Annotated in this window: 19 protein-coding genes and 1 pseudogene; 7 read left to right on the forward strand and 13 right to left on the reverse strand. The window is 74.9% G+C overall.

Annotated features, from left to right (window positions below):
- Window positions 1-14: 14 nt before the first annotated feature.
- From RTG05_RS12770 to RTG05_RS12805, 8 genes are all read right to left on the reverse strand, one after another.
- Window positions 15-320, reverse strand: coding sequence for a muconolactone Delta-isomerase family protein (locus tag RTG05_RS12770; RefSeq protein WP_166528955.1), 306 nt, complete (start codon window positions 318-320; stop codon window positions 15-17).
- 181 nt (window positions 321-501) lie between these two features.
- Window positions 502-1,020, reverse strand: a complete 519-nt coding sequence (locus tag RTG05_RS12775) for a hemerythrin domain-containing protein (protein ID WP_166528956.1) — start codon at window positions 1,018-1,020, stop codon at window positions 502-504.
- A 411-nt stretch (window positions 1,021-1,431) separates the two neighbouring features.
- Complete coding sequence (locus RTG05_RS12780; RefSeq protein WP_166528957.1) at window positions 1,432-2,916, reverse strand: mannitol dehydrogenase family protein; 1,485 nt, start codon at window positions 2,914-2,916, stop codon at window positions 1,432-1,434.
- A 376-nt stretch (window positions 2,917-3,292) separates the two neighbouring features.
- Window positions 3,293-4,021, reverse strand: coding sequence for an SDR family oxidoreductase (locus RTG05_RS12785; protein ID WP_166528958.1), 729 nt, complete (start codon window positions 4,019-4,021; stop codon window positions 3,293-3,295).
- A 361-nt stretch (window positions 4,022-4,382) separates the two neighbouring features.
- Window positions 4,383-5,372 (reverse strand): ABC transporter substrate-binding protein, encoded by a 990-nt coding sequence (locus RTG05_RS12790; protein WP_166528959.1) that lies wholly within the window; start codon window positions 5,370-5,372, stop codon window positions 4,383-4,385.
- Window positions 5,369-6,469 (reverse strand): ABC transporter permease, encoded by a 1,101-nt coding sequence (locus RTG05_RS12795; RefSeq protein WP_166528960.1) that lies wholly within the window; start codon window positions 6,467-6,469, stop codon window positions 5,369-5,371. The genes RTG05_RS12790 and RTG05_RS12795 overlap by 4 nt, the downstream gene beginning before the upstream one ends.
- Window positions 6,466-7,224, reverse strand: a complete 759-nt coding sequence (locus tag RTG05_RS12800; RefSeq protein ID WP_166528961.1) for an ATP-binding cassette domain-containing protein — start codon at window positions 7,222-7,224, stop codon at window positions 6,466-6,468. The genes RTG05_RS12795 and RTG05_RS12800 overlap by 4 nt, the downstream gene beginning before the upstream one ends.
- Window positions 7,221-8,345: a LacI family DNA-binding transcriptional regulator gene (locus RTG05_RS12805; protein ID WP_166528962.1), complete on the reverse strand. Its 1,125-nt coding sequence runs from the start codon at window positions 8,343-8,345 to the stop codon at window positions 7,221-7,223. The genes RTG05_RS12800 and RTG05_RS12805 overlap by 4 nt, the downstream gene beginning before the upstream one ends.
- Before the next feature lie 246 nt (window positions 8,346-8,591).
- Here RTG05_RS12805 and RTG05_RS12810 point away from each other — a divergent pair, with 246 nt between their 5' ends.
- The gene (locus RTG05_RS12810; protein ID WP_166528963.1) at window positions 8,592-9,845 is read left to right on the forward strand and encodes an AGE family epimerase/isomerase; all 1,254 of its coding nucleotides are present in this window, start codon (window positions 8,592-8,594) and stop codon (window positions 9,843-9,845) included.
- A 4-nt stretch (window positions 9,846-9,849) separates the two neighbouring features.
- Here RTG05_RS12810 and RTG05_RS12815 read toward each other — a convergent pair whose 3' ends face one another.
- A complete protein-coding gene (locus RTG05_RS12815; protein ID WP_166528964.1) occupies window positions 9,850-10,683 on the reverse strand; it encodes a class II fructose-bisphosphate aldolase in 834 nt (277 codons plus the stop codon).
- Window positions 10,684-10,886: 203 nt separating this feature from the next.
- On the opposite strand from RTG05_RS12815, the gene RTG05_RS12820 reads away from it, so the two are divergent.
- The 4 genes from RTG05_RS12820 (at window position 10,887) to RTG05_RS12835 (ending at window position 14,901) form a co-directional block, all read left to right on the forward strand.
- A complete protein-coding gene (locus tag RTG05_RS12820) occupies window positions 10,887-11,858 on the forward strand; it encodes a 1-phosphofructokinase family hexose kinase (protein ID WP_166528965.1) in 972 nt (323 codons plus the stop codon).
- A complete protein-coding gene (locus RTG05_RS12825; protein WP_166528966.1) occupies window positions 11,855-13,237 on the forward strand; it encodes an FGGY-family carbohydrate kinase in 1,383 nt (460 codons plus the stop codon). The genes RTG05_RS12820 and RTG05_RS12825 overlap by 4 nt, the downstream gene beginning before the upstream one ends.
- Before the next feature lie 283 nt (window positions 13,238-13,520).
- A complete protein-coding gene (locus RTG05_RS12830) occupies window positions 13,521-14,186 on the forward strand; it encodes a GNAT family N-acetyltransferase (protein WP_166528967.1) in 666 nt (221 codons plus the stop codon).
- Window positions 14,187-14,217: 31 nt separating this feature from the next.
- Window positions 14,218-14,901 (forward strand): NRDE family protein, encoded by a 684-nt coding sequence (locus RTG05_RS12835; RefSeq protein ID WP_166528968.1) that lies wholly within the window; start codon window positions 14,218-14,220, stop codon window positions 14,899-14,901.
- Here RTG05_RS12835 and RTG05_RS12840 read toward each other — a convergent pair whose 3' ends face one another.
- Window positions 14,902-15,873: an EamA family transporter gene (locus tag RTG05_RS12840; RefSeq protein WP_166528969.1), complete on the reverse strand. Its 972-nt coding sequence runs from the start codon at window positions 15,871-15,873 to the stop codon at window positions 14,902-14,904.
- Between the two features lie 190 nt (window positions 15,874-16,063).
- Between RTG05_RS12840 and RTG05_RS12845 the strand changes: the two genes are divergently transcribed.
- Both RTG05_RS12845 and RTG05_RS12850 read left to right on the forward strand, forming a co-directional pair.
- Window positions 16,064-16,687, forward strand: a complete 624-nt coding sequence (locus tag RTG05_RS12845) for a CGNR zinc finger domain-containing protein (RefSeq protein WP_208104934.1) — start codon at window positions 16,064-16,066, stop codon at window positions 16,685-16,687.
- A 10-nt stretch (window positions 16,688-16,697) separates the two neighbouring features.
- Window positions 16,698-17,669 (forward strand): quinone oxidoreductase family protein, encoded by a 972-nt coding sequence (locus RTG05_RS12850; protein WP_166528970.1) that lies wholly within the window; start codon window positions 16,698-16,700, stop codon window positions 17,667-17,669.
- A gap of 43 nt (window positions 17,670-17,712) precedes the next feature.
- On the opposite strand, the gene RTG05_RS12855 is transcribed toward RTG05_RS12850, so the two are convergent.
- From RTG05_RS12855 to RTG05_RS12865, 3 genes and pseudogenes are all read right to left on the reverse strand, one after another.
- Entirely contained in the window at window positions 17,713-18,669 is a 957-nt protein-coding gene (locus RTG05_RS12855) for a VWA domain-containing protein (protein ID WP_166528971.1), read from the reverse strand.
- Complete coding sequence (locus RTG05_RS12860; protein WP_166528972.1) at window positions 18,666-19,673, reverse strand: DUF58 domain-containing protein; 1,008 nt, start codon at window positions 19,671-19,673, stop codon at window positions 18,666-18,668. Before RTG05_RS12860 ends, RTG05_RS12855 begins: the two co-directional genes overlap by 4 nt.
- Window positions 19,674-19,987: 314 nt before the next feature.
- Window positions 19,988-20,992 (reverse strand): annotated as a pseudogene (locus tag RTG05_RS12865) (AAA family ATPase); the annotation flags it as partial.
- Window positions 20,993-21,036 lie beyond the last annotated feature (44 nt).

Raw genomic sequence — 21,036 nt, forward strand, 5'->3', positions numbered from 1 at the left:
TCTCCGGCCGGAGGCTAGGACTGCCAGCGCCTGCCCACGTCCTCGGCGAAGGCCGCGTACTCCCGGACCGGGAGGACCTCCTCGAGGGTCAGGTGGTGGCTCATCGGCAGGGCGCCCATGACGATCTGGTCGAGTTGGTCGTGCGACTCGACCTCCACGATGCCGATGACCCGGCGCTGACCGGCGACCTTGTACAGGCTCTTGATGACCCCGGTCTCGAGCGCGCCGAGCGCCGCCTGCGTCTCCCGCTCCCACTCGTCCCAGAACTCGTCGCGGCCCAGCCGGGTGTGCTCGACGCGGAAGCTGACGTGGAACAGCATCAGGGCTCCAGGGGTCCGAGCGGCGCCCGAGCCGACGCCGCTGCCGTCGGGATGGCCGACAGCGTGCCCGCGCCCCGCCCGCAGGACAAGCGTCGGATCGAGACACCCGCCGGGCCCGCGCGCTCGTGGGGGGCGGCGACCGGTGTCCGGCCGGACGCGCTGCCGTGACCGCCCGGCGTGGTCAGCGGGACGGGTCGCCCTCCGGCACCTCGGTCGCGACCACCTCGGCCACCTCCGCGTCCGCGCCGGACAGCCCCTCGGCCTGCTCGTGCTCGTCGTGGAACGCCAACCAGCGCATCCCGAGGGCCTCGCGCTGCTCGTCGTCGACGGCCTCCTTGAACGGGGGGAAGAAGTCCGTCTCCTCCTCGCTCATGTGGTCGGCGTTGACCTGCCGCACGGCGCGCACCGCCTCCCACCAGTCCTCGCTGCCGACCTCGTGCTCCTCGACGGCGGCCGCGGCGTGCCGGATCTCGTTGTGGTCGTGCACGCCCTCCGCCGTCTCCTGCTCCCCCTCCGCCTCCTGGGCGAGCAGCGGGTAGAACAGCTGTTCCTCGGCGACGGCGTGCACCTCCAGCCTGGCGTGCAGCGCCTCCCACGCGGCGGCGAGTTCCTGGTCGGACAGGTCCTCGAGCCGTGCGAACTCCCGCCGGAAGACCTCGTGCTCGGCCAGGACGAGGGCGGTGATCTCAAAGTCGGACATGCCGGACACCTACCCGCGCCGAGGGGAGGTAGGCGGAGGGAGCAGGCGCTCGACCACTCGACCCTCCCCGCGGGCTGCCGGGTGGACGGGGCTCGGACCGCGGGAGGTCCCGGGCAGCCGAGCCCTCCGCGGACGAGCCCTGCGTCGAACGGGGCCATCCCGACGGGGAGCCACCTCGGCGGGCACAGTCGGTGCCGAAGAGACAGGGCCGGCCACCGGCGATGACCTCGCCTGCACGCGTGCCGTGCAGACCACCCGCTTCGGCGGCCCGAGTCCATGCCGTCGTCGCCGCCCCTCCCCGCCGACGGCCAGCAGGTGGTCGACGCCACCACCGCGGGCGTCGACCCCGCCGACACCCACCGGTCCCCGTCGTGACGGAGACGTGGCCCGACCGTGGGCGGCGGCCCGCGGTCACGGGCCGAGGAGCTGCGCCACGGCCTGTCGGGCACCCAGCCGGTGCAGCAGCTCGGCCGCCCGCGCGTAGGCCTGCCGGAAGCGCTCGTCCGCCCGGAGGTCGCCGAAGACCTCCTCGAGCGCGAGCACCACCAGCGGGTCGCCATCGGGGCCGCGCAGCAGCGGGGCGAGACGGTCCAGTCGGGCGTCCACCACGGGGATCGGCTGGCCGTCCTCGTCGGTGCCCGCGGCGTACCGGGCCCAGGCGGCCACGGCGAGCACCGCGAGGTCGCACGGGCCGCCGGCGGCGAGCTGCTCCCGGATCACCGGCAGCACGAAGGTGGCGATCCGCTCGGATCCCTCGGCGCAGTTGCGCAGCAGGGTGTCGCTCACTGCCGGGTTGGCGAAGCGCTCCAGGAGGCTGCGCCGGTACTCGGCGAGGTCGGTGTCCGGCACCGGTGGGAGGGTCGGCGTGGCCTCGAGCCGCATGTACCGCTCGATCAGTGCTCCGAACAGCGGGTCGGCCACCACCTCGTCGACCCGGCGGTACCCGGCCAGGTACCCGAGGTAGGACATCACCTGGTGGCTGGCGTTGAGCAGGCGCAGCTTCATCAGCTCGTACGGGCGCACGTCCTCGACGATCTGGACACCGACCTCGGCCAGCGGCGGGCGGGCGTCGCTGAACCGGTCCTCCAGCACCCACTGCAGGTACGGCTCGGCCACCACCGGCCACCGGTCGGCCAGGCCGGTCTCGGCCGTCAGCCGCTGGCGGTCCCCGTCGGTGGTGGCCGGGGTGATCCGGTCGACCATCGAGTTCGGGAAGGCGCCGGAGGTGACGATCCAGTCGGCCAGCCCGTCATCGGCGTGCGCCTCCTGCAACCGGATGAACTCCAGCAGCGTCTGGCGGGTCAGGTCGCCGTTGCCCTCCACGTTGTCGCAGGAGACGACGGTGAACGGCGGCGTCCCGGTCGTGCGCCGTCGGTGCAGCGCCTCGGAGAGCAGACCGAACGCGGTTCGCGGGCGGGGGCCGGTGAGGTCGGCGGCCAGCGCGTCGTCCAACCGGAACCGGCCGGTGGACTTGTCCGTGCTGTAGCCGCCCTCGGTGATGGTCATGCTGACCAACCGGGTGGCCGGCGCAGCCATCGCCGCCAGCACCGCCTCGGGATCGTCGTCCACCAGCAGGAGCCGGACCAACGAGCCCACCACGGACGGCTCGATGGACCCGTCCGCGCTCTTCAGGACCACCGTGTAGAGCCCGTCCTGGGCGCGTAGCGCCATGTGCAGGGGGCGGTCGGCGGCGAGCACCCCGACACCGGTGATCCCCCAGTCGGCGTGCCCGAGGCTCAGCAGCCGGTCGAAGTAGACCGCTTGGTGCGACCGGTGGAAACCACCCACGCCCAGGTGGACGACGCCGCTGCCGACCAGGGCACGGTCGTAGCCCGGCCCCTGCACCGCCTCGGGCAGTGCGGGCAGGGTCGACTCGCTGAGTGGGGTGGTGGTCATGGCGGGGACTCCTCGGTGACGGACGGTGGAGGCTGAGGGAACCGGTGCCGCCGTCCGCCGGTGCGGCGCTCGCCGCCTCCCGGACGCTGGTCCCCGTCTCCGGTGACGAGGACGGAACAAGGTCGATGCACCGGCCGGTGACCGGCACGAACGACGCTCCACCAGGCGGATGGAGAACACCGTGTGCCGGCGAAGACGCCGGTCGGGCGCCGCGAGGCGATCGACCACCCGCTCGAGCCCAGGCCGGCAGTGTCCGCGCGCGTGGCGACCTCGTGGAGCCCCGGGAGGCCGTCCCGGCGCCGACCTGGGCGAACGCGACGTCCCGCATCGTCGACAGGGCGCTGCGGCCCCCCTGAGGCGGTCCGGCGGGCACGGGTCAGCGGGCGGTGTAGCCGCCGTCGATGGGCAGGGAGACGCCGGAGATCATGGAGGCGTCGTCGCTGAGGAGGAACACGATCGGCGCGGCGATCTCCTCCTCCGTCGCCCACCGGCCGAGCGGCATCTGGTCGAGGAAGGGCCCCTCGATGTCAGGCCGCCCCCAGTACCACGCCGACATCTCGGTCATCACCACGGTCGGGTTCACGCTGTTGACCCGGATCCCGTGCTTGCCCAGCTCGAGGGCCGAGACGCGGGTGATGTTGTCCAGTGCCGCCTTCGAGGACCCGTAGGAGATGTGGCCGTGCAGCGCCACGAGGCTCGCCTGGCTGGACACGTTCACGATGGCACCGCCCCGGCCCAGCCGGATCATCGACGCCGACGCGTACTTCGTGACCAGCAGCGCGCCACGGGCGTTGGTGCTGATGACCTTGTCGAAGACGTCGATGTCGGTCTCCATCGGGGAGGCGATCTCCCCGCCGAAGCCGCCGCAGTTCACCACGCCCCACAGGTCCACCCCCTCGACCGCCGAGCGGACGCTGTCCTCGGAGGTCAGGTCGAACGCGAGGGGGCGGGCCCCGGTCTCGGCGGCGAGCCGTTCGAGCGATCCCACCGATCGGCCGCTGGCGATGACGTCGGCACCAGCAGCCTTCAGCCGGCGCACCGTGGCTCCGCCGATGCCGCCGGTGGCCCCCGTGACCAGCACGGTACGGCCGTCGAAGTCCGTCATGGGAACGCGTCTCCTCAGCAGGTGCCGGTGCACCGTGCACCGCCGCAGGAGCGCCGGTCCGCCAGGGCGATGCAATCACACGCGGTCGACCATGTCACCGGTGACGTGGTCGGCCGCGCCGCGCGTCGACGACGACGCCGCCCCGTCTCCACCGTCCTCCGCTGCGGCCGTCCCGGGCTCCAGCGGCCGCAGGACCGGGAGGACGTGGACGGTGCACGAGCAGGCCCCGCCCGGCACGGGTCCCCCGCCGGTCGTCCACGCGACGCCGGAGCAGCTGGTCGACCGGGCGTCCCGGGGTGACCTGCACGCGCCGACGCCCCACCCCTCGGGGGAGGGACGGGGCGTCGTGCGTCGTCGCGGGTCAGCAGCTGGAGCGGTAGACCGCGTCCTGGTTGTCGGCCAGGTTCTCCTGCGTGAGGATCGTGAAGCCGGTCTGGATCTCGGCCTCGGGCTCCTCACCGTTCAGCGAGGCGACGACCTGCTCGAGGCCCTGCCGGCCGATCTCGGCCGGCTGCTGGGCCACGAGGGCCTGCACGGTGCCGTTCTCCAGCGCCTCGACCTGGGCCGGGCCGGCGTCGAAGCCGACGACGGTCACCTGCTCCTCAGCACCGGCCTGACGCAGCCCGGTGGCGGCACCTTCCGCGGCGAAGAGGTTGGTGCCGAAGATGCCGATGAGGTCGGGGTCCGACTGGAGCGTCGAGGTCACGATCCGGGCACCCTCGGCGACCTCGTTCTGCGCGTACTGCGTCGGCAGGGCGGTGAACTTGGGATCCTCGGCCAGGGCGTCGAGGAAGCCCTTGATCCGCGCCTCGTTGGTGCTGATGCCTGGCTCGTGGCCGACGATGAGGACCTTGCCACCGTCCGGGTTCGCCTCCTGGATGGCCTGGAAGGCCGCGGCCCCACCGCCCTCGTTGTCCGAGGCCACCTGAGTGACCGCCATGGAGGGGTCCTCCAAGGTGGTGTCGACCAGGCCGACGGTGATCCCCGCGTCCGCCGCCACCTTGATCGGGCGGTACATCCCGGTCACGTCGGTCGGCGCGATGAGCAGCCCGTCCGGGGAACCGGCCACGACGCTGTCGACGATCGGCGTCTGCAGGGCGGGGTCGAACTGCTGGGGACCCTGGGTGCTGACCTCGACGCCGAGCTCCTCGGCCGCCTCCTGGATGCCGCACTCCATGGTGATGTAGAACTCGTCACCGGCGACGCCCTGGACGAATGCCACCTCGTAGGCCTCCGAGCCCCCGCCGCCCCCGCCGGCTGAGCCGCCGTCGGCGTCGTCCCCGCCACAGGCGGCGAGGACGAGGGCGAGCGCCGAGATGGCGGCGATCCGGGCAGTGGTGCCTCTGTTCACTGTGCTTCCTTTCGACGTGCCCCTCGTGGGCGGGAGAATCGGGAGAACGAGGAACGGCGGGCGCTCGCCCCGCGGCTCGCCGCGGCGCGGCGCACCTGGTCGACGTAGACCGCGGCGATGAGGAACGCGCCGACGACGACCTGCTGCCAGAAGGGCTGGACGCCCATGATCACGAAGCCGTTCTGCAGGACGGCGGGGATGAAGAGACCGATCACCGTGCCGGCGATCGTGCCGATGCCGCCGAAGAGGCTCGTGCCACCGATGACGACACCGGCGATGACGTTGAGCGCGGTGTTCGACTGCCCGGCGATCGTGGTCGACGAGAAGAAGGCGAGGTTCAGGATCCCGGCGAGGCCCGCGCAGGAGCCGGCCAGCGTGTACACGAGGATCAGGTGCCGGTCCGCCTTGACGCCGACCCGCCGCGCCGCCTCGCCGTTCGAGCCGACGGCGTACGTGTAGCGGCCGAACCGGGTGCGGTGCAGGACCACCGCGCCGACCACCACGACCGCCAGCGCGATGAGCGACAGGTAGGGGATCTGACCGAACAGCCGGCCGAAGCCGATCGTGTCGGTCAGCACGGTGGGGGCGCCCCGCAGGTCGATGCCGCCGGTCAGGATCTGCGCGGCGCCCAGCGCCATGCCGAGAGTCCCGAGGGTGACGATCAGCGGGGGCACCTTCAGGCGCGCGACGACCACGCCGTTGAACAGACCCCACAGCGTGCCCGCGCCGCACGCGACCAGGGCGCCGACGATCGACACGCCGACACCCTGGCCACCCAGGGCCTCCATGACCTTGGCCGCGACCACGCCGCTGAAGACCAGCACGCTGCCGACGGAGAGATCGATGCCTCCGGTGACGATGACGAACGTCATCCCGACGCCGATGATCGCCAGGATCGAGACGTTGACGACCACGTTGCGGAAGTTGTTCACCGACAGGAACGCGTCCGGTTCGGCGAGGCTGAACAGCACGATGAGGATGAGCAGCACACCCAGGATCTGGAACGCCTGGGCGCCCAGGAGGCGCTGCAGCGTGGTCTTCGGCTTCTCCTCCTCGACCGGTGCGGCGTCCCGGTCCGGCTCCGTCGCGGTGGTCACGCCGCCTCCTGGTTGATCGCCCCGGTCATGGCTCCCACCAGCTCCTCCATCGAGGTCTGCTTGGCGTCGTAGGTGGCCACCCGGCGGCCGAGGCGCAGCACCTGGATGCGATCGGCCACCTCGATCACGTGCGGCATCGAGTGGCTGATCAGGACGACGGCGATGCCGCGGTCACGCACCCGCCGGATCAGGTCCAGCACGTTGCGGGTCTGCACCACACCGAGGGCCGCGGTGGGCTCGTCGAGGAAGATGACCCGACTGGCCCACGCGGCGGCGCGTGCGACGGCGATCTGCTGCCGTTGGCCACCGGACATCGCGCCGACGGGCGCGGCGTAGTCCCGCACGGTCGCCCCGAGGTCGGAGAACGCCCGCTGGGTCTTCTCCCTCATCTCGACGTGGTCCATGAACCCGAGCTTGCCGAGCAGGCCGGGTCGCATGACCTCCCGCCCGAGGTACATGTTCTGCACCGGGTCCAGGTGCGGGGCGAGCGCGAGGTCCTGGTAGACGGTCTCGATGCCCAGCGCGCGGGCCGCGGCGGGGCTGTCGATCGTGACGCGCTTCCCGTTGCTGTACAACTCGCCCGAGTCGACCGCGAGCGAACCCGACAGCGCCTTGACCAGTGTGCTCTTCCCGGCACCGTTGTCGCCGATGAGGGCGACCACCTCACCGGGGTCGATGTCGAAGTCGGCGCCGTCGAGGGCACGGACGTGCCCGAACTCGCGCCGGAGGCCTCTGGCCTCGAGCGCCGGGGTCACCGCGCCCCCTCCTGTGCGTGCGGCGACGTCATGGTCGACGCCCTCCCTTCTCCTCCGTGGCGCACCATGTCCTGCAACTCGTCCTTCAGTCCGTCGTGCGCGGCGACCACCTCGTGGCCGTGCGGCCGGAGCTCCCCGGAGCCCCGCGCCACCAGGCCGACCGGCACCATCACCGTCTCCGCGGGGGCGTCGGGGTCGTCGAGCCGGCGGAACAGCCGCTCGGCGGCGACGCGGCCGATGACCTCGGGGTCGTGGTCCAGGACCGTCACCGCCGGGACGAGCGAGTCGGCCATCGCGAAGTCGTCGAAGCTGACCACCGCCACGTCGGTGCGCCCGTGGCCGTGGAGCAGCGGCACCAGTCCCAGCGAGCACCGCATGTTGGAGGAGAAGATCGCTGTCGGCGGCTGCGGCGCGGCCAGCAGCTGCTCGGCCGCCGCGCGGGCCTCTGCGACCGTCCCGGCGCCCACGGCGACGAGGGACTCGTCGTCGGCCAGCCCCTGCGCGGCGAGCGCCCGGCGGTAACCGGCCAGGCGCAGCCTGGTCGTCGGGTTCCGCAGCTCCGACCCGAGGAAGGCGACCCGGCGGTGGCCGTGGTCGAGCAGGTGACGGGTCGCCGTCTCAGCGGCGGCGAGGTCGTCGACCAGCACGGCATCGCTGACCAGCCCCTCCGGGAGCCGGTCCACGAACACGATCGGCGTTCGCCGGCCGGGTCCGGCGAGGTAGGCGTGGCTCTGGGCCATCGGCGCGACGATGAGACCGGCGACCTGGCGGACGAGCAAGCTCTCCACGATCACCGACTCCCGCTCCGGTTCCTGGTTGCCGACGCTGGAGACCATCACCGCCAGGCCCCGCTCGTAGGCGGCCTGCTCGACAGCGCTGGTGAGCCGGGCGAAGAACGGGTCGGCGAGGCTCTCGACGACCAGTCCCACGACGTCGGCACGGCCGACGCGCAGCGAGCGGGCCACCAGGTTGGGCTGGAAGCCCAGCTCGGCGATCGCCTGCTGCACCCTGGCCCGGGTGCCGGGGGTGACGTGCGCGTCCCCGTTGACGACGCGGGAGACCGTCTTCGCGCTGACCGCTGCGATGCGGGCGACGTCACGCAACGTGACGCGCTCACGCACGACTACCCCCCAGGACCACGTCCGACGGCACGACGCCCAGCGGGTGCGCGGTCGAGGCGGGGACGGGCACGGCGAGCACCTCTGGGGGTGTGATGGCGGTCATCAGGTGACCTGCGTCATGCAACAGCGGACTTGTCATCGATGTCAAGCCGGTGACGCACAGCCGAGACCAAGTCGTTGCCGGGGGTTACTGTCCCCACACCCACCCCGCCGGCGAGCCTGATCGGCCACCCCAGAGGAGAACCCATGCCGACGACCGGTGACTCTCCGCAGTCCGGCTCCTGGACCTCGCTGCCGAGCCACCGTGCCTGGCTGGACGGCGAGGGAGACCGGCTGCTCGACTTCGCCGCAGCCGCCGGCGGTGCGCCGACCGGGTTCGCCTGGCTCGACGACGACGGCCGTCCCGACGCAGAGCAGGTGCCCCAGCTGTGGATCACCGCGCGCATGACGCACGTCTTCGCGCTGGCCCACCTGCGCGGGCGGCCCGGTGCCGGGCCGCTGGTCGACTCCGGGCTGGCCGCCCTGGGCGGTCCCTTCCGGGACGCCGAGCACGGCGGCTGGTTCTCCTCCCTGACCCCCGACGGCGCGCCCGCCGCCACGGACAAGTCCGCCTACGACCACGCCTTCGTCGTGCTCGCCGCGGCCAGCGCCACCGCGGCCGGGCGGCCGGGCGCCGAGGACCTGCTGCAGGGAGCGCTCGCCGTGGTGGAGCAGCACTTCTGGCGGGACGACGAGGGCCGCTCGGTCGAGAGCTGGGACCGCACGTGGTCGGAGCTGGAGGCCTACCGCGGCGCCAACAGCAACATGCACACGGTGGAGGCCTTCCTCACCGTCGCAGCCGTGACCGGCGACGACCGGTGGCTCGCCCGCGCCACGAGCATCGCCGAGCGGCTGGTGCACACGGCGGCCCGCGAGAACGGCTGGCGGCTGCCCGAGCACTTCGACACCGAGTGGCGGCCGCTGCCGGACTACAACGCCGACCGGAGGAACGACAAGTTCCGGCCGTACGGCTCCACGCCCGGGCACTGGCTGGAGTGGTCGCGGCTGCTCCTGCACCTGGAGGCCGCGCTCGGTGCCGGAGCACCCGACTGGCTGCTGCCCGACGCGCGGAGCCTGTTCGACGCCGCCGTCGACGTCGGCTGGGCGCCCGACGGGCAGCCCGGCTTCGTCTACACGCTGGACTGGGCGGACCGGCCGGTCGTCGCCTCCCGGCTGCACTGGGTGCTCACCGAGGCCATCGGTGCGGCGGCCGCCCTCGTCCGACGCACCGGCGATCCCGGCTACGAGCACTGGTACCGCACGTTCTGGGACGAGGCCGTCACCCGGTTCACCGACCGGGACCGGGGCAGCTGGGTGCACGAGCTGCCCGTGGGTGACGCCGACGCCGTCTGGACGGGCAAGCCGGACGTCTACCACGCCTACCAGGCGACGCTGCTCCCCCAGCTCCCCCTGGCGCCGGTGCTGGCCGCGGCCCTGCGGCAGCAGCTCGGTGCGGCCTGAGCCGTCAGCCGGCCAGCAGCCGGACCAGCCGCTCGACCTCCAGCGCGGTCGCCGTCCGGGCCGCACCCAGGTACGTGCGGGGGTCGACGAGCGCGGGGTCGGCGAGGAGCTGCTCGCGCACCGCGCGGGTGAAGGTGCCGTTCAGGTGCGTGGAGATGTTGATCTTCGTCATGCCGGCCTGCACCGCCTGGCGCAGGTGGTCGTCCGGGACGCCGGAGGAACCGTGCAGCACCAGCGGCACCGGCACGGCGTCGCGGATGGCCCTGACCAGGTCCAGGTCCAGCCGCGCGGTGCGCGTCGTCATCGCGTGCGAGCTGCCGACTGCCACGGCCACCGCGTCGATGCCGGTCTCCGCGACGAACCGGGCGGCGTCCTCCGGCCGGGTCCGCACCCCGGGCGCGTGGACGCCGTCCTTGCCGCCGATCTCGCCGATCTCGGCCTCGACGGAGGCCCCGCGGTCGTGCGCCTGCTCGACGACGCCCCGCGTGGTGGCGAGGTTCTCCTCGACCGGCAGGGTGGAGCCGTCGAACATCACCGAGGTGAACCCCAGCGCCAGGGCCTGCTCGACGAGCGCGACATCGGTGGCGTGGTCCAGGTGGACCACCACCGGGACATCGGCGGCGTCGGCGATCTCCAGCATCGCGCGGCCCACCGGCGTCAGCGCCCCGTGGTAGCGGACGGCGTTCTCGCTGACCTGCAGCACGGTGGGCCGACCCGCCCGCTCGGCCCCCGCGACGATCGCCTCGGCGTGCTCGAGCTGGACGACGTTGAAGGCCCCGACGCCGCCGTGCGCCTGCTGCGCCGCGGTCAGGACGTCGGTCAGTGCTGCGCGTGCCACGGTGCGCTCCTCGGTTCGGCGGTCCCGCCGGGAGCGTCCGGAACGGGCTCGGGGGCCACAGGGAGGGCCCTGCGCGGCGTCGGGAGGCCGCCCCGGCGGACCCGGCCGTCCGGGCCCCGGCGCACGGCCGGGAACGTAGCAGCCCCCCGGTGCAGCCCGCCCCGCCGTCCGCCCGCAGCGCCGCCAGGCCCAGGAGGAGACACGTGACCGAACCGCCCGCAGGCCCGACGGTCCACGTCGTCGGCCCCAACCCCGCACAGGACCGGCTGCAGGTGGTCCCGCGCCTGGTGGTGGGCGAGGTGCACCGCGCCGTCGAGGTGGTCAGCCGGCCGGGTGGCAAGGGCATGATCGTGGCCCGCGGCACGGTGCGACTGGGCGGCCGCGCTGCACTGCACGGCTTCGTCGGCGGGTCCGTGGGCCGACAGGTCTCGGCCGGCTGCCGCGAGCTGGGCATCGACGACCGGCACGTGCCGATCGCCGGTGAGACCCGGGTGAACACGGTGATCGTGGACCGCGCCACCGGCGACTCCACCGTGGTCAACGAACCCGGCCCGGAGGTGGCGGTCGGCGAGGTCGACGCCCTGGTCGAGGGACTGCTGGCCGCGGTCCGCCCCGGCGACCTGGTCGTGTGCACCGGCAGCCTGCCGCGCGGCGCCCCGGTCGACCTCTACGCGCGCTGCGTGACCGCGCTGCGCGGGCACCACGTCCGCACCCTCGTCGACACCTCCGGGCCGGGGCTGGGCCACGCGATGCGCTCGGGCCCCGACGTGCTCAAGGTCAACGAGGAGGAGCTGCGGGCCGACGGCGGGCTGACCGGTGCCGGGCAGGACGCCGACCTGGAGACGCTCATGGCGCGTGCCCTGTCGGCCGGGGCCGGCGCGGTCGTCGTCACCCGGGGTGCCGCCGGCCTGTGCTACCGGTCGGCCGGGGAGGGCTGGGACGTCACCAGCCCGCCCGTGCAGGTGGTCAACGCGACCGGCTCCGGCGACCTGATGCTGGCCGGCTTCGTCACCTCGCTCGCGCAGGGTGAGGACCTCGCGACGGCGCTGCGCACCGGTGCCGCAGCCGGAGCGGCCAACGCCCGGCGGCTGGAGCCCGACCTCAGCGGACGCGACGAGGTCCTCGAGCTGCGGGCCGCCGCCGTCGCCACCGCCGTCCCCGGCGTGCACGCGTGACCACGTTCCTGGGCATCGACGTCGGCACCACCCGCACCAAGGCCGTGCTCCTGGAGCCGGACGGCGGCACCGTCCTCGCCGCGGCCACCGCCCCGACGCCGCAGGGCGAGGACGGCGGCACCGCCGTCCACTCCCCGACGGCGATCCGCGAGGTCGCCGTCGGGGTCGCCCGGCGGGCACTCGCAGACGCCGGCCCCGGGCCCCGCGCCGGGGTGGGCGGCATCGCCGTGACCTCGGTGGGCGAGGAGGCCGTGATGCTCGACGCGGCGGGGAGGCCGGTCGGCGACGTGCCCACCTGGTTCTCCGGCGTCGGCCACGCGCCGGCCCGGGAGCACGCGTCCGAGCTGGACCGCCGGGCCCCGGTCACCGGCCTGCGGCACCCCGAGTACACCGTCCACGTGCTCGCCTGGTGGGCGCGCAGCCGGCCGGTCGCGGCCCGCGCGGCCGCGACGCTGACCGACCTGGGGAGCTGGCTGCTCTCCTCCCTGGGCCCCGGGGACCTCGTGATGGACCACTCCCACGCATCCCGCACGGGCCTGTTCGACGCCCCCACCCGGTCGTGGCGCCCCGAGGCCCTCGACGTGGTGGGCATGGGCCACCTCGCCCTCCCGCGCCTGGTGCCCTCGGGCACGGTGGTCGGCGAGCTGGGCAACGCCCCCGCCGCAGCGCTCGGCGTCGCGCCCGGCATCCCGCTGGTCACCGGTGGGCACGACCACTTCTGCGGGGCGCTCGCCGCCGGCGCCCGCTCCCCCGGTGACCTGTTCGTCTCCGCCGGCACCTCCGAGGCCCACCTGCTGGTCACCGACTCCCTCGACCCGGCCGCGACCGCGGGCAGCGAGGTGGGCTGCTTCGTGACCGACGGCCTGTACTACCTGCACGCGGCACTGCCGTCGGGGTCGCTGTACCTCACCTGGACGGGGCTGCTGGGCCTGGACCCGTCCGCCGCCCTGGACGACCTGATCGGTGGCGAACCGGTGGGCAGCCGGGGCGTGCGGGGGCGCATCTCCCCTGATCGCCGGCTGACCCTGGACGGCGTGCCACTCGACGTGACCCCGGCGACCCTGCTCCGCGCCCTCATGGAGACCACCGCGGTGGCGTCGCGCGAGGTGACGCGGGACCTCAGCCGGGCGGCCGGCCGGGCCGTCGCCCAGCGGTTGCTGGCCGGCCGGCCGGCGGAGTCGGCCACGTGGCGGGAGATCCGCGCGGCGATCGGCGAGGGCGCCGCTGCGTTCGTCGACGCACAGGAGTCCACGGCGCTGGGCGCGGCCCACCTGGCCGTCCGCGCGGTCACCGGTCGGCTGCCCCCGCCGGCCCTCCGCCGTCCGGGTCCAGAGCTGTCACCGGAACGCCGGCAGGAGTACGTCCGCGCCCTCGGGTGAGGTCGTCGGAGCCACCCTCGACCGGAGGCGCCCCGCGTCTCGACACGAGGGAACCGGCACACGACACACCTCGCGGTCCCGCGACCCGGCACGCCGGCGTGCCTGTCGTGCGAACCACCCGCGTCGGTGGCCCCGAGAGCCTCGACGTCCCGGTCCCCGCTGACGGTCAGCAGCTGTTCGACGTGCGCTCGCACGCTGTCTCGATGGGCGGGTACGACGATCCGCTCGAGGCCCTGGCAGCTGTCGGGAGGCCGTGGCCCCCAGCCCGACCTGCACTCCAGACGTGCCTGGCACGACCCTGGTGACGATCACCGATCACGTGATCGACAGCGGCTTCTCCACGGCGACCCCGGTGAGCGATCTGCGAGCAGCACGCGGCTTCTGGCGCGCGGTCGCCGGAACTGCGTTGCCCCACCAGCCCAGGGGGCCCACGCTGACCGCCGTGCTCAGGCCCCTGCGCGACGGCGACCTCCCCGCGGTGCGCGACCTCGTCGTCGCGGCCGGCATGTTCACCGCCGAGGAGACCCCCTTCCTCGACGACGTGCTCGGGCCGCTCACCCGGACACCCGGACCGAAGGGCGTCGACGGCCCGACCTGCCTCGTCGACGACCCCGGGGACCCATCCGGCCCGGTGCCGCTGACGGCGGTCGTCTACTACCGGCCCGAGGAGGCCACCGACCGCGTCTGGGACCTCACCATGATCGCGGTGCACCCGACAGAGCAGGGCCGCGGGAGCGGGCTGGCACTCGTACGGCAGGTGGAGGCCGACCTGTCCGGCCGGGGCGCTCGCCTGCTGGCCGTCCGGACCTCGGGCACCGGGCAGTACGCCAGCACCCGCGCGTTCTACGACCGGTGCGGCTACGACCGGGTCGCACACGTCCCGGACTGGTGGACCGAGGGCGACGACCTGGTCCTGTTCACCAGGCGGCTGGCCCCGAGGGACGAGTGAGCGCTCCCGCTGGCGCTGGGACCATGGCGGCGTGTGCACGGTCGTGGTGCGGTGGGCCCCGGGCGCGCCCGCGCGCATCCTCGCCCTGAGGGACGAGCTCGTCGGCCGGGAGTTCGACGACCCCGGCCGGTGGTGGCCCGGGCACCTGGACCTGGTCGGCGGCCGGGACCGCGTCGCGGGCGGCACCTGGTGCGCCACGCACGTCGGCACCGGCGTCACCGCGCTGGTGCTCAACCGGCCGCAGAGGCCGACCGCGGAGCCGGGGGCGCCCAGCCGCGGTGTGCTGCCGCTGTTGGCCGCCGAGCACGGCGCGGAGTGGTCCGCGGCGGTGCGCACCGAGGGCCTGGCGAGCTTCCTGCTCGTGCTGGCCGCGCCGGACGGACTGACCACCTGGGACTGCGACGGCGAGCGCACGGTGCGCACCGACCACCCGGAGGGCACCTGGATGGTCACCTCCGGCGGCCCCGAGGACCGCAAGGCCGAGACGTTCCTGCCGCTGTTCACCGCGGCCGGCTACCCCGACGGCTGGCGCGGGCTGGTGCAGAGCGGGCCCCCGCGCGACGACCCGGGGGCCCTGGTGGTCCGGCACGAGCAGGACGGCGTGGTCTTCGCGACCGTCTTCGGCGAGCTCATCGAGGCCCGGCCGGGCCGGCTGGACCTGGAGCACAGCCGCCGGCCGTGGCTCGGCCCGTGGCACTCCCTGTCGGTCGGCTGATCAGCCGGTCGCGACGAGCACGATGCCGCCCAGCGCGCCGAGGACACCGAGGCCGGGCAGCAGCCGGAGGCGTTCGCGCAGCACCAGGGTGGCGACGAGGACCGCGACGACCGGGTCGAGGGAGGCCAGCGGCCCGACGACGGCCAGCGGCCCCCGGTCGACGGCGAGGGTGACCAGCACGTCCGCGCCGACGTCGACCAGCCCGACGAGGGTGGCCGGGACCACCAGCGAGCGCTCCGGCCGCAGGCAGGCGCGGGTGTGCCGGGTGGCGGCCAGGAGCGTCACCACCAGCGCCCCGGCCTGCACGGCGAGGGCCACGACCAGCGCGACGTCGAGCGGTTGCTGGCCGGCCCCGGGCACGACCGCGCGCCCGGTCGCCTGCTCGAGGACGACGAAGAACAGGCCGAACGCCAGGGCCGCCAGCGCGGCCAGTGCCACCGAGGCGCGGCCGTCCCCGGCCCGGGCGGGCGGCACGCACCCGTCGTACACGGGGACGGGCTGGGTCCGGCCGGGCACCGGCCGGGCCGCCCGGACGACGGGGTCCGCGGGCGCCTCGTCCTCGTCCGGCGCGGCGGCGACCACCAGGACGCCGGTGACGGCCAGCGCCACCCCCAGCCCGGACCGCCAACCGAGCGCGTCCCCGCCGAGGACCCCGACCAGCACCGGGAGCACGACACCGGCGCCGGCCACCGGGGCGACCACGGACGTGCGGCCGCGCTGCAGCGCGGTGTAGAAGGCGAGCAGGCCGAGGGCCCCGACCGCCCCGGCGCCGGCTCCCCAGGCCAGGCCGGGTGCGGACAGCGCGGGCTGCCGGACCGCCGCCGCCACCGCGAGCACGACCAGACCGGTGACCTGAGCCCACAGGGCCAGCGACGCGGTCGCGTGCCGGCGCACCACGGCTCCGCTGAGGACGTCGCTGAGCCCGTACGCGACGCTCGCCAGGACCGCCAGGACCACGCCCGCGGCGATCACCGGGGTGCCGGACCGCTCGGACGCCGCCCGGCGGGCTCCGGCCCGTCGACGAGGTGGGACACCGGGTTCCCTCCGCCGCGGCCACCACCCGAGCAGGTGGTGCAACCGGTCAGAGCCTGACGACGGTTGCCCCGTGTGTCAACCAGTCATCGGCTTACACTGGTTGCATGAGGGGTGGGCGTGGCCGGTGGTGAGCGACGAGGAACTGCTCACGGCCCTGGCGAACACCGGGCACGAGGGCGCCGACGAAATGGCCGACCCCGCGGCCCTGGCGAGCTGGTGGGCAGGCCTGCGCGGGCCCGTCGGCGGCACGGCGTCCTCGGAGACCACACGGGCGGCGCTGCGGGACCTGCGTCGCGCGGTGCGGGAGGCGGCGGCCCGGCACAACGGCGCCGACGGGCCTCGGGACGGCCCCGAGGTGCCCATCGGCGACGCGCGCGGGCCCGTCGCGGGCCTGGCGCTGCGTCCGGACCTGTCCGGCGGCCGGGTGTCCCTGGTGCCGCAGGGCGACGGGGACCTGGCCGCGGACGTCGCCGCCGTCGTCCTCGTGGCGCTGCTGCGGGCCTCCGCCGGGCCCGCGTGGTCGCGGGTCAAGGCCTGCCGCGGTGCCGACTGCGGGTGGGTCTTCGTCGACGCCTCGCGCAACAGGTCGCGCCGGTGGTGCGAGATGGCCAGCTGCGGCAACCGCGCCAAGACCGCCACGTTCCGCGCGCGCCACCGGGACGAGCGACGTCCCGCGGCCGCCCGTCCGCGGCGCGGCGACGGAACCGGCCGGCTCGGTACGGGACGGCAGCCCGCGCCACGGGCCACCTAGCCTGACGGGCATGCGAGCCGTCCAGATCACCCGCTTCGGCGGCCCCGAGGTCCTCGACGTCGTCGACCTGCCCGACCCCGTCCCCGCCGACGGTCAGCAGCTGTTCGACGTCTCCACCGCCGGCGTCAACTACGCCGACACCCACCAGACCGAGGACAGCTACCTGGCCCCCCAGCAGCTGCCGCTGGTGCCGGGCGCGGAGTTCGTGGGGACGTCGGCCGGCGGCGGCCCGCGGGTGGTCGGTCTGCTCGACGGCGGCGGCTACGCCCAGCGCGTCGCCGCGCACCCGCGGCTGACCTGGCAGGTGCCCGACGGGGTGGGCGACGAGCAGGCGCTGGCCGTCGTCCTGCAGGGTGCCACGGCCTACCACCTGCTGCGCACCAGCGCGCACCTGACCGCCGGGGAGACCGTGGTCGTCATCGCCGGAGCCGGCGGCGTCGGGTCCCTGGCCGTCCAGCTGGCCCGCCGCTGGGGTGCCGGCCGGGTGATCGCCACCGCGTCCAGCCCGGAGAAGCGGGCGCTGGCCGAGCAGCTCGGCGCCGACGTCGCGGTCGACCCCGCCCTGGCCGACGGCGACCCGAAGACCTTCACCGCCGCGCTGCGGGAGGCCAACGGCGGCCGGCCGGTCGACGTCGTCCTGGAGATGACCGGCGGCGACGTCTTCGCCGGCTCGGTGGCCGCGCTGGCCCCGTTCGGCCGGGTGGTCACCTACGGGATGGCCGCCCGCCAGGAGACCGGCCCCGTCGCGCCGGGGATGCTGCTGCAGCGGAGCCGCGCGATCGTGGGCTTCTGGCTGGCGCACTGCATGGCCCGCCCGGCGATGCTGGACGACGCCATGGCCGAGCTGCTGCCCCTGGTCGCCGACGGCGCGCTGCGCCCGGTGGTCGGCGGGCGCTACCCGATGACCGCCGTCCGCGAGGCCCACCAGGACCTGCTGGCCCGCCGCACCACCGGCAAGCTCGTCCTCGACCCCGCCAGGTGAGCGGAGTGCCACGGGCGAGGAGACCTCGCCCGTGGCACTCCACTCACAGCAGGCGGTTGGTCCAGAGCAGGCTGAGGACGACGCCGAGCAGCGCCAGCAGCACCCCGCCGCGGACGAACCAGTAGCTGACGTCGCGCGCCTCGGTGGTGTAGCCGATCTGGCTGCCGAGGTCGGAGTAGGCCTGTTCGAGCTCGTCGGCGCTGACCGCCTGGCTGTAGCTGCCACCGGTCTGCTCGGCGATGTTCTCCAGCGTCGCGCGGTCCACCGGGACCGGCACCCGCTCGCCGTCGAGGTCGAGGGTCCCGTAGTCGGTGCCGAAGGCGATCGTGGAGACCGGGACGCCGGCGTCCAGGGCCGCGTCGATCGCCTGGGTGTCGGGACGGCCCACGGTGTTGTAGCCGTCGGAGAGCAGCACCACCCGCGCCGGCGGCACCTCGTCGCCCTCGGCGTCCAACGAGGCCTGGAAGTTCTCGATCGCGGTCAGCGAGGTGAACACCGCCTCGCCGATCGCCGTCGACTCGGCCAGCTCGAGGTTGTCGATCGCGGTGCGCACCTGACCGCGGTCGGTCGTCGGGGTGACCACCGTGGTCGCCGTCCCGGCGAAGGACACCAGGCCCAGGTTGATCTGCTCGGGCAGCGCGTCGACGAACTCCTTGGCCGCCACCTGCATCGCCTGGAACCGGCTGGGTGCGATGTCGGTGGCCTGCATGGACAGCGACACGTCGACGGTCATGATGACCGTGGCCCGCTCCCGCGGCACCCGCACCTCGGTGCTGGGCACGGCCAGCGAGACGACCAGCGCGGCCAGCGCCAGCGCCACCAGCCCGAAGGCCAGGTGCCGGCGCCACCCGGGCCGCCGGGGCACCAGCGTGCCCAGCAGCGCGACGTTGGTGAAGCGGGCCGCGTAGGCCGCCCGCCGCAGCTGCAGCACCACGTACAGCGCCACCAGCGCGACCACGGCCAGCAGGCCGAGCAGCCACCACGGGGCCTGGAAGGTCATCGGGACGCCCCTCCGGAGCCGGCCCGCCGCCGGTCGGCGACGAAGCGGACCACGTCCATGAGCCAGTCGCGGTCGGTGCGCAGCTGCAGGTGCCCGGCGCCCGCCCGGCGCAGCGCGACCGCGATCGCCCGCCGCTGGGCGGCGGCGCCCTCGGCGAACCGGGCGCGGAACGCGGCGTCGCCGGTGGGCACCTCGAGGGTCTGGCCGGACTCGGGGTCGACCACGGTGAGCAGCCCGACGTCGGGCAGCTCCAGCTCCCGCGGGTCGACGACCTCGATGGCCAGCAGCTCGTGCCGGGCCCGCAGACCCCGCAGCGGGCGCTCCCAGTCCGGGGCACCCCCGGCGTCCGAGCCGAGGAAGTCGGACACGACGACGACCATGCCCCGGCGGCGCGGCGGCCGGCGCAGCGACTCCAGGGCGGCGGCCAGGTCGCCCCGGCGCCCACCCGCGGCCCGCGGGGTCGCCACGACCCCGCGCAGCAGCCGGTCGACCGCCAGCCGGCCGGCCGTGGCCGGGTACCGGTCGACCCGCTCGCCGGTGGTGACGACGGCGCCCAGCCGGTTGCCGCCGCGGACGGTGAGGTGGCTGACCGCGGCCAGCCCGGCGATGGCCAGGTCGCGCTTGGTGCAGTTCGCGGTCCCGAAGTCCAGGCTGGCCGACAGGTCGACCACCGCCCAGGTCTCCAGCTCGCGGTCGGCGATCGTCTCGCGCACGTGCGGCACCTGCGTGCGGGCGGTCACCGGCCAGTCCATCCGCCGGACGTCGTCCCCCGGGTGGTAGCTGCGCGAGTCGCCGGCCTCGCTGCCCGAGCCGGGCACCAGCCCGAGGTGGTCGCCCTGCAGCAGGCCGTCGAGCCGGCGGCGCACGGTGAGCTCCAGCCGCTGCAGCAGCACGTCGGAGGGGCCCTCGCCCACGTGCGGCGGCGTGCCGGCGGCCTCCGCGCCCGGGGCGGGTGCGGTCCGGTCCGGGACCGCGGCCCCGCCGGAGCGGCGACGCAGGATCACGCCGGCGTGCGCCCGCGGCCGTCGCCGTCCGCGGGCCCGTCGGGGCGGGCCTGCGGTGGGCCGGACGGGCCCGGGCCGGGCTGTGGTGGGCCGTACGGGCCAGGCTGCGGCGGCCCGTACGGGCCGGGCTGGGGCGGCCCGTACGGACCGGGCTGCCCGGGACCGAAGGGGCCGTACTGCTGGCCCGGGGCGCCGGCGGGCGGGCCGAACTGGGGGCCGCCGAAGGGACCGCCGAACGGCGGGGCGGGCGGGACCGTCGGCCCGCCGGGGGTCCCCGGTCCCGAGCCGCCCGAACGCTGGCGGGGGGCCACCTGGGGCAGGGGCACGGTCTGCAGGATGCGCTTGACCACGTGGTCGGCCGGCACGCCGTCGGCCAGCGCGTCGTAGGACAGCACCAGCCGGTGCCGCAGCACGTCCGCGGTCACGTCGAGGACGTCCTGCGGCAGCACGTAGTCCCGGCCGCGGACCAGCGCCAGTGCCCGCCCGGCGGCGATGAGCCCGAGGGAGGCCCGCGGGCTGGCGCCGTAGGAAACCCAGGAGGCGACGTCCTCCATGCCGTGCTCGCGCGGGGCGCGGGTGGCCACCACCAGCCGCACGACGTAGTCCACCAGCGCGTGGTGCACGAACACCTCCGACGCCGTGCGCTGCATGCGCACCAGGTCCTCGGCGCCCAGCACCCTCCCGGCGACCGGCGGGTTCGCGCCCATCCGGTAGATGATCTCCCGCTCCTCCTCCGGGCTTGGGTAGTCGACGAGCACCTTCATGAGGAAGCGGTCGCGCTGGGCCTCGGGCAGCGGGTAGACGCCCTCGGACTCGATGGGGTTCTGGGTGGCCAGCACGAGGAAGGGGTCCGGCAGCGGGTGGGTCACCCCGCCGATGGAGACCTGCCGCTCGGCCATGACCTCCAGCAGCGCCGACTGGACCTTGGCCGGGGCGCGGTTGATCTCGTCGGTGAGCACGAAGTTGGCGAAGACCGGGCCCAGCTCGGTCTCGAAGGCGTCCTGCCCGGCCTTGTAGATGCGGGTGCCGATGATGTCGGCCGGCACCAGGTCGGGGGTGAACTGCAGGCGGGTGAAGCGCCCACCGACGACGGTGGCCAGCGTCTCGACGGCGAGGGTCTTCGCCACGCCGGGGACCCCCTCCAGCAGCACGTGCCCGCGCGCCAGCAGGGCGACCAGCATCCGCTCGACCAGGCGGTCCTGGCCGACGATCACCCGCTTGATCTCGAACAGCACCCGCTCCAGCCGGGCGGCGTCGGCCGAGGGCGGGACCGGCTGCCCGGCGGACTGCTCGAGCGAGGTGCTGGCGGCGCTGCTCACGGAACTCCCTGGTCGTGCCGGTCCGCGGCCTCGGGCCCGGCGGG

Source organism: Geodermatophilus sp. DSM 44513 (assembly GCF_032460525.1).
GTDB lineage: Bacteria > Actinomycetota > Actinomycetes > Mycobacteriales > Geodermatophilaceae > Geodermatophilus.